Genomic DNA, 13,586 nt, shown 5'->3' on the forward strand with positions numbered 1-13,586 from the left:
GCCCATGAAGAAGGGACATACCATGCGATCGATCGTGGCCCTCATGGCCTTCCTGGCTGCCGCGGCACAGGCGCAGGCAGCCCCCTCGATGGCGCAGCACTTTGCCCGGTGCGAGCCTGAATTCTTCGAGGCTCTGCGCGATTATATCGCGCACAATGGACCGGCAACCCGCGGCTCCGTGGTCACCAAAGCCGGCACATGGGACGAACTCGTTTTCGCCAAGCCGGTCCGGGCACATGGATTCGATATCAGGGCCTATCGGCAATTGCAGTCGACGCTGGGCTCCAAGCCCAGCTCCACGGCCTGGCAGTGGGGGCTGGTGATCGAGGCGAAACCTCGCGCGGTCGCCTATGCCATCGATCCCTATCTGAGGAAGATTCGCGCCACCAGCGAAGGGCTCGGCCTGCGTGCCGAGGCCAATGGCTGGTCAGCCGGCCTCGGCGCCTACAAGGGGGGACGATGGCGACAGGTACGCGTCGCTCCCCTTGAAGACGGCAAGGCAACCCTGCTGAGCTGTTTCACCTTCAATGGGGATTATCCCGACTTTCCCGGCCTGCCCGACCCTGCGTCCCTGACTGCTTCCAGGAATTGAGCCTGCATTCCCTGCCTACCGCGCCGGGATCATGTCGATCAGCATCGGGATCAGCGGCTCGTCCGCAGGTGGCATCGGATAGTCGCGCAGCTTCCTGGGCAGCACCCATTTCACCGCCTGGCCCTCGCGCCCATGCGGCGTGCCCTTCCAGCGCCGGCAGATCCACAGCGGCATCAGCAGGGTGAAATCCTCATAGCTATGGCTGGCGAAGGTGAGCGGGGCCAGGCAGGGCTCCTCCACCTCAATGCCGAGTTCCTCGTGCAGTTCGCGGATGAGCGTCTCCTCGGGCCGCTCTCCGGGCTCGAGCTTGCCCCCCGGAAACTCCCACAGGCCGGCCAGGGCCTTGCCCTCGGGGCGCTGGGAGATCAGCACGCGCCCGTCGGCATCGACGAGGGCGCAGGCGGCGACGAGAAGCAGGCGTTTGGTCACGAGCGGTAATCACCGTTGATGGCGACATATTCCTTGGTGAGGTCGCAGGTATAGACCCGGTCGCCTGCCTCGCCGAGGCCGATGTCGACGGCAATGGTGATCGCCTGCCCCTTCATGTAGGTGGAGACCGCTTCCTCGTCATAGGAAGGATCCCGCTCGCCATCGACGGCGACACGGATGTCGCCGAACCAGATGGCGAGCCGGTCACGGTCGGCTTCCTCTCCGGCCTTGCCGACGGCCATCACCACGCGGCCCCAATTCGCATCTTCGCCGGCCACCGCCGTCTTGACCAGAGGCGAATTGGCGATCGATAGGCCGATGCGCCGGGCCGCCTGCTTGGAGGTGGCGCCGCGCACCTCGACCGTGACGAATTTGCGGGCGCCTTCGCCGTCCCGCGCCACCTGCTGGGCGAGATCGAGCAGCACGCCGTCGAGCGCCTTGGCAAAACCAGCCAGGCGCGGATCGGCGGCATCGGTCACCGGAGAGCCCCCTGCCTTGCCGGTGGCGAACAGCAGGAGCGTGTCGGAGGTGGAGGTGTCGCTATCGACGGTGACAGCGTTGAAGCTGTCGACGACGCCCCTGGAAAGCAGGCCCTGCAGCACATCCTTGGCGATCGGTGCATCGGTGAAGACGAAGGAGAGCATGGTCGCCATGTCGGGCGCGATCATGCCGGCTCCCTTGGCGATGCCGTTGATCGTCACCGTGATGCCGCCGAAATCGACGCTGGCGGTCGCCCCCTTGGGGAAGGTGTCGGTGGTCATGATGGCACGGCCGGCATCCTCGAAAGCGCCGGGAGAGACCCGGCCGGCGGTCTCGACCAGCACGCCCCGGAACTTGCCGGCATCGAGCGGCTCGCCGATCACGCCGGTGGAAGCGAGATAAACCTCGCTCGGCCGGCAGCCGGCGGCCTCGGCTGCGAGTTCCGCCGTCAGGGCCACCGCCTCGGCGCCCTTCTTGCCGGTGAAGGCATTGGCATTGCCGGAATTGACCACCAGGGCCCGTGCGCTGCCGTCGGCGAGCGCCGCGCGGCACCAGTCGACCGGTGCTGAGGGGCATTTGGAGCGGGTGAACACGCCTGCCGCCTGCGTGCCCTCGTCCATCAGGACGAGCAACACGTCGGTGCGGCCCTTGTAGCGGATACCGGCTTCGGCCGTCGCCATCCGCACGCCGGCCACCGGCGGCAGATCGGGAAAGCGGGCGGGAGCGAGCGGGGACAGCGGCGCGGCCTTGGCCATGGTATTCCTCGATAGGGTGTGCCGATCTCCTCAGTTCCATTGACCTATCGATGGAATGGGATCGGCACGGTCGGTGAAGAAAGTGCCGGTCCGAAGACCGGCACACCCGATCTTACTGGGCGGGAGCGGCCGGAGCCGGCGTGACAGGGGCCGGGGTGGCCGGGGCCTGATCATCGCCGCCGGGAAGCTGCATGCTTCCATCCGCAGGATCGGCCGGCGCCGCCGGCGGCTGCACGATCTTGGCGGCGGCACGCAGCTTGGCGAAGACTTCCTGCTGCGTCTTCTGGGTCAGATAGTCCGAGATCTGCTGCTTGACGCGGTCGAGGGCCGGCGGAGCCTGCGGACGGCGCTCTTCAAGCTTGATGATGTGATAGCCGAACTGGCTCTTCACCGGCTGAGAGACTTCGCCAGGCTTCATGCCGAAGGCAGCCTCGGCGAATTCCTTGACCATGCGATCCTTGGTGAACCAGCCGAGGTCCCCACCCTGCTCGGCAGAGCCGGGATCCTTGGAAACTTCCTTGGCGACCTTGGCGAAATCCTCGCCCGCCTTCAACCGGGCCTCGACCTTCTTGGCGTCGTCCTCGCTCGCCACCAGGATGTGGCGGGCATGCACCTCGTCCTGGGCCGGGATCAGCTTGACCTGGTCGTCATAGGCCTTCTTGATGGCGTCCTCGGTCACGGCTTCCTTGACAGACTTGGCGACCAGGGCATCGATCAGGATGCGCTGGCGGTAGAAGGCGAGCTTCTTCTGCACCTCGGCTTCATCAAGCACCTTCTGCTGCTCGGCCGCATTGGCGGCCACGCGCAGATTGATGGCGGCGTTGATGATGATGTCCTGCCGCTTGGCCGGCGAAAGCTGGGGCGACAGGCTCGGCCCGATCTCCTGCTCCACGGCGTTGAGATCGTCCTGGGTGATGGGCTGTCCGTCCACGCTGATGGTCGGGGTCGCCTGCGATGCGGGCGCCGCAGGAGCGGGCTGGGCTGCCGGAGCCGGGGTAGCGGCAGGCTTCGCCGCGTCTTCAGCGTTGGAAGGCGCGGCAGCGAAGGCCAGGAAGGCAACGCTGGCGAGCAGGGTCGCGGCTGGACGCGCGCGGCGAAGTGACATCATGGGCAGGTTCCTCGAGAGCGGGGGCGGACCCGGAAGCGATTGGGGCATCCGGACGGACGCTGTTTCGGCAACAGGCCCGCATTGCTCCTGATCCCGGGACGAACGCCTACGCAGCGCTGATAGGACAGGAGAAAAGCAAGGTCAATGTCGCCGAATGGCCAGCGCTTCGCCCGCCTTTTAGGAAGGCCTGTCGTCAAAACTGTGACGAGGCCGGCGCTTTGCGACGAATGATCGAGCCATGGCGACGTGACGGCAAAAAATTACGGATTTTTCAGCCAAATGCCCCGGTCAACCGGCGTGGTAGACCCTAAGGTCGATTGACACCCCAAACCCCAATACTTAAGTGAGTCCGGCCGGCAAGCCCTTCGAACCGGGGCGCCGGCATTACGGCCGTCGGTTCACACAATTTCAAAGGCAGCCTGATTCCCGCTGCATCGGAATGCCCCCAACTTGCCGTATCGGGAGCATGCCGCCATGCTGGTGCCATAGCGCACGGTGATTGGAAGCGGGTTGCCTCACATCGGACAGCGCCCGGGCGATGTCCGGTTTCCGTTCCCCGGCTTTCACGGCCGGGGTTGACACGATGACCGGAGCCCCTCTCCGGTCAGGTATCACGCCGCCGCGAGGCGCGAAGATTTGAAGGCCTTCTATGTTCGGCTCGCTCGCCAAGAAACTGTTCGGCTCCTCCAATGATCGCCGGCTGAAAGCCTACAAACCCAAAATCGCCGCCATCGCGGCGCTCGAACCGGAAGTGGCGGCATTGTCCGACGAGGCTCTGCGGGCCCGCACCGACGAGTTCAAGGCCCAGCTCGCCGGCGGCAAGACCCTCGACGACATCCTGGTGCCGGCTTTCGCCACCGTGCGCGAGGCGGCCAAGCGCGTGCTCGGCCAGCGCCATTTCGACACACAGCTCCTCGGCGGCATGGTGCTGCATGAGGGCGCCATCGCCGAAATGAAGACGGGCGAAGGCAAGACCCTGGTGGCCACCGCCCCGGTCTATCTCAATGCCCTGGCCGGCAAGGGCGTTCATGTCGTCACCGTCAACGACTACCTCGCCAGCCGCGACTCCGAATGGATGGGCCGCGTCTATGCCTTCCTAGGTCTCACCACCGGCGTGATCGTGCACGGCCTCACCGACGAGGAACGCCACGCGGCCTATGCCTGCGACATCACCTACGGCACCAACAACGAGTTCGGCTTCGACTATCTGCGCGACAACATGAAATACGACATGGCGCAGATGGTGCAGCGCGGCCACGCCTTCGCCATCGTCGACGAAGTCGACTCCATCCTGGTGGACGAGGCCCGCACGCCGCTGATCATCTCCGGCCCGCTGGAGGATCGCCCCGAGCTCTACCAGACCATCGACGCGCTGATGCCGCAGCTCGACAAGGACGACTATGAGCTTGACGAGAAGCAGCGCACCGTCAGCCTCACCGAGAAGGGCAACGAGCGCGTCGAGCAGATGCTGGCGGGCTCCGGCATGCTGCGTGACGGCTCGATGTATGACGCGGCCAACGTCACCATCGTCCACCACGTCAACCAGGCCCTGCGCGCCCACAAGCTGTTCACCCGCGACAAGGACTACATCGTCCGCAACAATGAAGTGGTGATCATCGACGAATTCACCGGCCGCATGATGCCGGGCCGGCGCTATTCGGAAGGCCTGCACCAGGCGCTCGAAGCCAAGGAGCGGGTGCAGATCCAGCCCGAGAACCAGACGCTGGCCTCGATCACCTTCCAGAACTATTTCCGCCTCTACGGCAAGCTCGCCGGCATGACCGGCACCGCCGCCACCGAGGCGGACGAGTTCATGGACATCTACAATCTCGAAGTGATCGAGATCCCGACCAACCGGCCGGTGCAGCGCATCGACGACGACGACGAGGTCTATCGGACGGTTGACGAGAAATACAAGGCGATCGTGCGCCTGATCGAGGACTGCCGCCAGCGCGGCCAGCCGCTCCTGGTCGGCACCACCTCGATCGAAAAATCCGAGACGCTGGCCGCCTATCTCGCCAATCAGGGCTACAAGCAGCGCGACTTCTCCGACCCGAACGCTTTCGCCTCGCTCTATGACGGCGACCAGGGCACGGCCGAGGAGAAGGTTTTCGCCGTGCTGAACGCCCGCTACCACGAGCAGGAAGCCTTCATCGTCAGCCAGGCCGGGGTACCCGGCGCCATCACCATCGCCACCAACATGGCCGGCCGCGGCACCGACATCCAGCTCGGCGGCAATGCCGACATGCGCATCAAGGTCGAGCTCGCCGACCTGGCTGAAGGGGACGAGCGCCAGGCGGCTGAGACCCGCATCAAGGATCAGGTCGCCACGCTGAAGGAAAAGGCGCTCGCCGCCGGCGGCCTCTACATCATCGGCACCGAGCGCCATGAGAGCCGGCGTATCGACAACCAGTTGCGCGGCCGCTCCGGCCGCCAGGGCGATCCCGGCCATTCGCGCTTCTTCCTGTCGCTGCAGGACGATCTGATGCGCATCTTCGGCTCGGAGCGCATGGACGGCATGCTGCAGAAGCTCGGCCTCAAGGAGGACGAGGCGATCGTGCATCCCTGGATCAACCGCGCGCTCGAAAAGGCGCAGCAGAAGGTCGAGGCGCGCAATTTCGACATCCGCAAGAACATCCTGAAATACGACAATGTGCTGAATGACCAGCGCAAGGAGATCTTCGAGCATCGCCGCGAGCTGATGGCGCAGGATTCCGTCGGCGAGACCATCACCGATTTCCGCCATCTCGTCATCGACGACACGGTGCGCGCCCATGTGCCCGAGAATGCCTATCCTGAGCAGTGGGATACGGAAGGCCTGCACAAGTCGGTGAACGACGTGCTCAGCCTCGACCTGCCGATCACCGACTGGGCCAAGGAAGAGGGCATCGCCGACGAGGAGTTGACCCACCGCATCACCGAGGCAGCCGACAAGCACGCCGCCGAGCGGGCAGCCGGCTTCGGCGACGAGGTGACGCGCCAGGTCGAGAAGGCCGTCCTCCTGCAGACACTCGACAATCTGTGGCGCGACCACATCGTCACGCTCGACCATCTGCGCCAGGTCATCGGCTTCCGCGCCATGGCCCAACGCGATCCGCTGATCGAGTACAAGTCGGAAGGCTACCAGCTCTTCTCCGACCTGATGAACCGCTGGCGCGAGGACGTCACCCGCACCATGTTCCGCCTGCAGGTGATGCAGCAGCCGGAAGAACCCTCTCTGCCGCAGATGTTCGGCCAGCATATCGATCCGCTCACCGGCGAGGATGAGTTCGCCCAGATGGGCTCCGGCTTCCCGCCGGCCCAGTTGAGCTCGCCCTTCCCCGCGGCCGACAGCCCGACCCAGCGCATCGTCGCGCCGGAAGACCGCAACCCCGACGATCCTTCGACCTGGGGCCGTGTCGGCCGCAATGAGGTCTGCCCCTGCGGCTCGGGCAAGAAGTACAAGCACTGCCACGGGCAGCTGGCATAGGCGGGATTTAGCCTCTCATCCCGCTACCGCCACCCTAGGCACTTCCTCAGGAAGTGCCAGATCCCTCAAGGGAAGAAGGCCGATCAAGCACCGTCATTGCGAGCGTAGCGAAGCAATCCAGGACTCGTAGCCGCGGTGGCATGGTTCCTCGATTGCTTCGCTACGCTCGCAATGACGCGTGAGTCAAACATCTCGACCGCTGGTATCAAACCTCGTTCGCCTCCGCCTCCAGCCTTTCCTCCACCCGCTGTCGCAGCACGGCGAAGAAGCCCGATTGCGACAGAGTGAAATTCGGCCTGGCGAACGGCTTGCCGGCATCGGCCCGCATGCGGGCGAGCAGCGCCAGGGCGTCTGCCTGCTTCTGGCTGACGGCGTGACGCTCCAGCACCGCTTCCACCGGGACGGCATCGGCAAGCCCGGACAGGGCCACGACGTCCGGCCAGGTGCGTTCCTTGAAATGCATGCGCCGTGCTGCCGCCAGCAAGGCCTCGCAGTTCGCGGCCGGCAGCGCTCCGGCCTCGGCGACGGCCTCCAGCGTTGCCTCGACATCCACCAGGGCCAGACTGAGCGGCGCATAGCCGAACTCGGCCGGCGCATGCGCCACGCCGACATCGGCATCCGCCACCCGGCGCCCGCTCGCATAGTCCTCGAAGATCCGACCGACACCGATCATGCCGAAGGCGGCGCATTCGGCGCCGCGCAGCGCTCCCATCGAGGCGGCCCCATAGACCGGAATGCCTTCGCTAAGCGCGTAGAGGATCTCCTTGTGCCAGACCGAGGGGGCGTGATCGAAGACGCCGTCGATCAGGCCGATGGCTTCGGCCCCCGTCATCGCCGCCGCCAGCACATCGCCGCACCCCGCGGGCGGGCGCACCGCAAAACCCTGGAGCAAAGTCGGGTCGATGCCGTGAAGGCTGGGACCGGTGAAAAGGATAGTGGTCATGGGCAGGTTTCTCTGGCGGCTCCGGCCGGTCCACCAACCGTCGTCTGTCTGGGAATGAGGTCATTGACACCGACGGAGGCGACGTCGCCTTCCATATAGGCGCCCAGCCCCGGTGTCAGGATCCTTACCACATGGGCAAGGGGTGAGGGAGAGGCGAGGTCGAACAGGAAGACATCCTCGCAGCCGGCATTGGCCAGCGCCTGCAGCGTCACACTCAGGCGCTCGGCGTCCGAAAGACTGCTTCGGCTGGGATAGCGCTCGGCCAGGAATGACAGCGTCACCGCCTCTTCCCTTGGCAAGGGCACGATGCTGCTCGCGACGCAATATTGGGAAGGGTCCATGTCGTCCCGAGCGCCGGCTATATTGGTCAGGCGCGACTGCACCGCTTCCAGCAGCGCAGCCAGCATGGCCTCCCCTGCATCGAGGCGGCAGGCATAGCCCCCGGATAGTCGCTCCCCGGCTCCTTGCTCGTCCAAGACGGGCCGGCTTATCACAGCCCCGACAACGGGAAGGTCCGTCTTGCCCCTGACATGGTAGAAATGGGGAACCAGGCCTGCGGCGGACACCTTGCCGACGGCTTCGTCGAGCCCGGCATGCAAGCCCGGCTGCCACAGCAATTGCCGTGCGAAAGCGCTGGAAAGCCCGAAGAGCTCCACCGGCAGGGTGGCATCCCGTTCAATGGCTTCGAACAAGGCCCGGGTGGCGGCGAACTCGAATGTCCGCCCGGCGGCAAGGCCGGTGGACGCCACGGTAAAGGCCCTGTAGTCCCAGGGGAATCCCACGCGCGTATCGAGCCCGATCAGTTCATAGGGCGCATAGACCTCCGCACCGGACCGCTGATGGATGCCGCGGACCCAGGCGCGCTGGCGCAGGGGATCGAAGAGAGCGTATTTGCAGCGCGACAATCTCTCGAGAGGCACGAGCCTGCGTCCGCGAGCTGCCATCTCCGTCGTCGTCGCGAATTCGCAGACCAGTTCTTTCGTCTGCTCGGCAACCGCTCCCTCGATCGATTCCATGATGGCGCCGATCCGCGCCTGCTCATGCGTCAGGCCCTTGCCCTGGCTGACCGACAAGGCCCGGGAATTGGGCCGCGTCGCAAACCAGACGGGAATGCCGATGATATCAAGCCCAGTGATGTCACCGCAGCGTGTGATGCGGAACGGCGCCAATGACTGCGGAGAAAACGGCGAATCGCAATCCGCCGCCTTCCCTGGATCCGCCGGGAGCAACTCCCCTCTTTCGAGAGGATGGTGCAGTTGATCAGGCATTATTTGCCGGCATCATCCGACAGGACCGCATTTTGCAGCGTATCGCCGTCCGAACCGATCAGCTGCCGCAGCGCGGCCTCGACCGGAGAATAGATGCCCGCATTCGATTGAATGGTCGTCTGGATGCCGGCATGGGGTTGGATACCGGCCTGGTTGGTAATCCCAGCCTGATTGGTGATGCCGGCTTGATTGGTGATACCGGCCTGGGATTGAACGCCAGCCTGGGACTGTACGCCGGCTTGGGACTGTACGCCGGCTTGGGACTGCACCCCTGCCTGGGACTGCACGCCAGCTTGACTTTGGACGCCGGCCTGGCTCTGGATCCCCGCATGCAACTGGCCGTTGGCATCCGTGAAAATATCGGTTCCGAATGCAAAATCGACCTCGGACAGCCGCACGCCGGCAGCCACGAGCGCTTCGATACCCTGGGCACTGCTGGGGTCTATGCCGCTTCCCGATGCGGTCGGCGCACGGCAGTCCGCCATCAGCCGCCACAGGGCCGCAACGACTTTCGCGTAGCCGTCACTCGAGGTTGCCTGGCTGTATTTCACGATCTCATCGTGACTGATTTCGACAACGCGCAACGGACTCATCTTGATGAGTACAACCCCGGCGCCCCGGTTTCCGATGACGAACATCCGCTCGGTGGACATATCCCCTCCTGCTCCTTTCAAAAAGACAGCAACCCTCGAATGCACGCCAGCTTATGGAATTTTATTTCGCACAAATCGATAATTGCTATCCAACGCCACCCCAATACACGAGTGAAAGACTTTAATCTCTATATTTAAAGTCAAATTCGATAATTTTTGGAGATGACAAACTCAATCCAAGCCGGCTATTCTTAATCCTTCCGCACATAGATTGATGTCTTCGCTGCGCCGATCCGGTGCGAGACGAGCCATCTCGAGCGCCGTTGCGCCGGGATACATTTCAGCGAGCTTCCTGCCATATTGGCGCGCCACGTCCACATTGCCCATGAGGCCGTGGCACATGGCCAGGACGCGCAGCACCGCATCTTCGCTGCTCATGTTCTTGCAAAGCTCAATTCCCGTGGCGAAATCCCTGCGCCGGATCGCGATGGTGCAACCGAACCACCAGTAATAGTCCGGCGGGAACGGATTGAGCTCCAGCGCCCGCTGGAAGCGCTCCCAACCGGTGTCGGCGAAGCCGAGATGCGACAGGGCATCGGCATGGTGGGACAAGAGGTCAGCCGAATGCGGATTCAGCGCCTCTGCGACCAGGAATTTCTCGGCCGCATAGTCGAAATCACGCTGATAAAGCGCGACGACCGCCGCCATCCAGTGGCCCTCGCCGATGCCGCCATCGATGGCGAGCGCCGTTTCGGCCTCGTGACGGGCCTGGTGCAGGAGATAGGGATCATTCCCCCCGAGCATCAGCCATTCGAGCTGCAGGGTCTGGGCGATGCGGGCATGGGCCGGCGCAAAGTACCGGTCTTCGCCAATGGCCTGCTTGAACTCCGCCCGGGCCCGGCGCAGTTTCGGCAGGTCGCAATTCTTCAGGCGGGTCTGGCCTTCCAGATAATGCCGGTAGGCGTTCGGCTTCGGGTCGGCCCGCATCCGGTCGAGCTGGTCGCGCTCGATCTCGCTCGCGAGCGTCGACGAGATCTGCCGGGTAATGCGCCTGAAGGTGGAAGGCAGTTTGTCCAGGCCGATCGGATATTCCGCCGCCCAGATGATCTCGGCGCCGGGCTGCCGCGTCAGTCTCAGAGCCATATGCTCGCCATCGGGAAGCATGAAGCCTGAAATGAGATAGCCGCTTCTCAGCGCGGCCAGCCGCTCTGCGTCCGGCGAATCCGCGACCTCGAAGCTGCTATGGGGTGCAATCACCGCGAAGGTTCGATGGCGCGACAGGTCATTGGCCACGTCCTCGATGAGAGCACGATGCAGATAATGGAGATTGTCGCCCGCCAACGCCTTGGGAGGGAACAAGGCAACCCTCGGCAGGCCGACCAGGCTGCGCGTTGCCGAGACTTCCCGGTCGGCGTCGCCCTGCATCTCGCTGGACCGGTCCGACACCACATGCAGCCGCGCTCTCGGCGCGTTCGCCAGGATGCGCCGCATCGCCGCCATCGTCTCGGGACGCGGCTCGCTGTCCAATTCCTGCTTCAGAACGGAAACGAGCGTGGCATAGGTGCGGTTCACCGCATCGAAATTGCCGTTTCGCCCATAGGCCTCGAGCAAAGCTCGATAGCTTTCCTCGCGCTCCGGCTCCAGGGCCAGCATGCGTTCGCCGATGATATCGATCTCACGCTCGGGCGCACGCCCAAAGCGGGTCATTTCCAACAGCACATCGGCGGCCAAGCCGAGCACGAGGCGGCGGAAGCGTTCGCGCTCACCGCGGAACCATTGCGCCAGTTCGCCGCCGCCGGTGTCGACGGTGTCGAGGAGATCGCCTCGCGCCAGCAGCACCGCCTCCACCCGCTCGGCGAGCACCGCCGATTTCTGCAGGGCAAGGATGCACGCCAGATCGGAGCGATGCGCACTGGAGCCAGCCATCAGATGGGAGCCGCTGGTCTCGATCAGGGGCTCCTCATAAGGCCAGCACCTGTGAATGCGCACCAGCAGCTGACGCAGATTGGTCAGCGCCTTCTCCTCGGGCGCATCATCCCAGAGCAAGGCCGCCACCGCTTGACGGCTCATCCGGCCGCTGCCGGCGAGCAGCAGCATGGCGATGAGAATGTAACCCTTGGCCGGAAATACCCCCTCGGTCGGCTTGGCCATGTGAGGCACGCCGACCAGATGAACGATCATGTCCCGCTCAGCATTCATTCGTCGATCCCAGCTCCCTTCGCATGGTTGACGGACGAAAACCGCGCCCGCTCCCCCATAAGGCCTGGCACTATCGATCCGAACAACGCCGGCTCGCGCTCGTGGGAAACTCGCGCGAGCACCGCCAAGTTCGTGAACCGTGGCGACACTGTGTTACAAAATCTATTCAAGTCAATGAATTGACCGGGAATCCTCGCCTCAAGTCACACCGGCGTCACACCAGCCATCAAATCATGAAAGTATAAAATAAGCATTTTTTTCAAAAATCCTTAGGTAATCTGTAATTTTATTGAAACTCACCCCCGCAAAATCGAAACAATTACCATTGACAGATAAATAATACAAAAAATAAACATAAACAAATAATATTAATACATAAAATTTACACGGAAAAGATAAATCTGCGTTGAGGTTCTCCGAAAATATACTGCCAATCTCCCAGAGAATAGCGGGGATTCTCGGTTTTTGGATCTCCCTCGCCCCCATGAGCGGGACTCCCGGAAAGACGCGCTTTCCCTGCTTCTACATTGCTACTTCCGTCATTGCGCTCCGGCCGGCACGGTCACACCACCGTTCCGACCAGGTCCTCCAGGCCGATATCGGAGACGCCGTCCTCCACGAAAGTCTTGAGGCCCGGCACCAGGGCGCGCACCACATGCACGCCCTCGACCGGCCCTGGAAGATCGAAAAGAAAGATCTCCGCATGGCCGGCCTCCGCGAGCTTGCCTGCGACGATGTCGAGCTGTGCGGCATGCGTCCGCTCTTCCGCCCGCAGTAGAGGCGGCTGGCGATGACGCTCGGCGAACTCGGCCAGACCGGGCGCCCCCGGATCCGGAGCGGGCAGAGTGTCGCCCCGCGTTTCGTAGAAATCCGGCTCGAGATCGTCGCGGGCCCCGCCAATATGGGTGAGCCGCGATTGCACCGCCTCCAGCAAGGCCGCCAGCGCAGCGGCTCCGGCATCGAGCCGGCAGGCCTCGCCCCCGGAAAAGCGCTCGCCGCCGCCCGCCTCGCCAACCACCGGCCGCACGATCGCGGCGCTGACCACCGGCAGGCCGAGGCGATTGGTCTTGTCGAAGAAGCGCGGCTCCAGCCCGGCGGCGCACACCTTGGCGACGGCCTCGTCCAGTCCCGCATGCACGCCGGCCTGCCAGCGCATTTGGCGCGACGTCGCCTCGAGATGGCCGAACGCATCGGAGAAGGTGGTCGCATCATGCTCCACCAGTTCCAGCAGAGCGGCCAGGGCGGCAAATTCGAAACTCGGCCCGGCGGCAAGCCCCGCCGAGCTGATATGGAAGGCATCCCGATCCCAGGGAAACTCCTCGCGCATGTCGAGCCCGATGAGTTCATAGGGTGCGAAGACCGGCTCCCCGCTGCCATGGGCAATGCCGCGCACCCAGGCGCGTGGGGTCTCCTCGTCATAGGCTTCGGCCCGGAAACGCACGAGTTCTTCCAGCGGAACCAGGCGCCGGCCGCGGGTCAGCATCTCCTCCGCCGTGCCGAATTCGGCGATCAAAGCCTTGGTCTGCTCGGCGACGGCGCCTTCCACCGCCTCCATGATGGCGGATATGCGCGCCTGCTCATGCGTCAATCCCTTGCCCTGGCTCACGGCGATGGAACGGGCATTGGGCCGGGTCGCAAACCAGACGGGAATGCCGACAATGTCGAGCTCTGTCAGGTCGCCCACCCGCGTGATGCCAAAGGGCACGAGAGGCGGATGATGGAAAGCAGATGCTGGCTTCATGGTTGGGGC

10 protein-coding genes are annotated in these 13,586 nt (G+C 64.1%); 2 read left to right on the forward strand and 8 right to left on the reverse strand.

The window, feature by feature from the left end:
• Positions 1-22: 22 nt before the first annotated feature.
• A complete protein-coding gene (locus BA190_RS05765) occupies positions 23-592 on the forward strand; it encodes a hypothetical protein (RefSeq protein WP_156771374.1) in 570 nt (189 codons plus the stop codon).
• A 15-nt stretch (positions 593-607) separates the two neighbouring features.
• On the opposite strand, the gene mutT is transcribed toward BA190_RS05765, so the two are convergent.
• From mutT to BA190_RS05780, 3 genes are all read right to left on the reverse strand, one after another.
• Positions 608-1,021, reverse strand: coding sequence for an 8-oxo-dGTP diphosphatase MutT (gene mutT / locus BA190_RS05770; RefSeq protein WP_068284052.1), 414 nt, complete (start codon positions 1,019-1,021; stop codon positions 608-610).
• Positions 1,018-2,256: a bifunctional glutamate N-acetyltransferase/amino-acid acetyltransferase ArgJ gene (gene argJ, locus BA190_RS05775; protein ID WP_068284055.1), complete on the reverse strand. Its 1,239-nt coding sequence runs from the start codon at positions 2,254-2,256 to the stop codon at positions 1,018-1,020. The genes mutT and argJ overlap by 4 nt, the downstream gene beginning before the upstream one ends.
• Positions 2,257-2,368: 112 nt before the next feature.
• Positions 2,369-3,364: a peptidylprolyl isomerase gene (locus BA190_RS05780; protein WP_068284057.1), complete on the reverse strand. Its 996-nt coding sequence runs from the start codon at positions 3,362-3,364 to the stop codon at positions 2,369-2,371.
• A 649-nt stretch (positions 3,365-4,013) separates the two neighbouring features.
• Between BA190_RS05780 and secA the strand changes: the two genes are divergently transcribed.
• The gene (secA, locus tag BA190_RS05785; RefSeq protein WP_068284060.1) at positions 4,014-6,833 is read left to right on the forward strand and encodes a preprotein translocase subunit SecA; all 2,820 of its coding nucleotides are present in this window, start codon (positions 4,014-4,016) and stop codon (positions 6,831-6,833) included.
• 205 nt (positions 6,834-7,038) lie between these two features.
• Here secA and BA190_RS05790 read toward each other — a convergent pair whose 3' ends face one another.
• The 5 genes from BA190_RS05790 to BA190_RS05810 form a co-directional block, all read right to left on the reverse strand.
• Positions 7,039-7,776 (reverse strand): TfuA-like protein, encoded by a 738-nt coding sequence (locus BA190_RS05790; protein ID WP_068284062.1) that lies wholly within the window; start codon positions 7,774-7,776, stop codon positions 7,039-7,041.
• Positions 7,773-9,044, reverse strand: coding sequence for a YcaO-like family protein (locus tag BA190_RS05795; RefSeq protein ID WP_082979485.1), 1,272 nt, complete (start codon positions 9,042-9,044; stop codon positions 7,773-7,775). The genes BA190_RS05790 and BA190_RS05795 overlap by 4 nt, the downstream gene beginning before the upstream one ends.
• On the reverse strand, positions 9,044-9,697 hold the full coding sequence (locus BA190_RS05800) for a hypothetical protein (RefSeq protein WP_068284067.1): 654 nt from the start codon (positions 9,695-9,697) through the stop codon (positions 9,044-9,046). Before BA190_RS05800 ends, BA190_RS05795 begins: the two co-directional genes overlap by 1 nt.
• Before the next feature lie 171 nt (positions 9,698-9,868).
• A complete protein-coding gene (locus BA190_RS05805) occupies positions 9,869-11,836 on the reverse strand; it encodes a BTAD domain-containing putative transcriptional regulator (RefSeq protein ID WP_068284070.1) in 1,968 nt (655 codons plus the stop codon).
• Positions 11,837-12,398: 562 nt separating this feature from the next.
• Positions 12,399-13,577: a YcaO-like family protein gene (locus tag BA190_RS05810; protein WP_068284073.1), complete on the reverse strand. Its 1,179-nt coding sequence runs from the start codon at positions 13,575-13,577 to the stop codon at positions 12,399-12,401.
• Between the last annotated feature and the right edge of the window lie 9 nt (positions 13,578-13,586).

This window comes from Labrys sp. WJW (genome assembly GCF_001676615.1).
GTDB lineage: Bacteria > Pseudomonadota > Alphaproteobacteria > Rhizobiales > Labraceae > Labrys > Labrys sedimenti.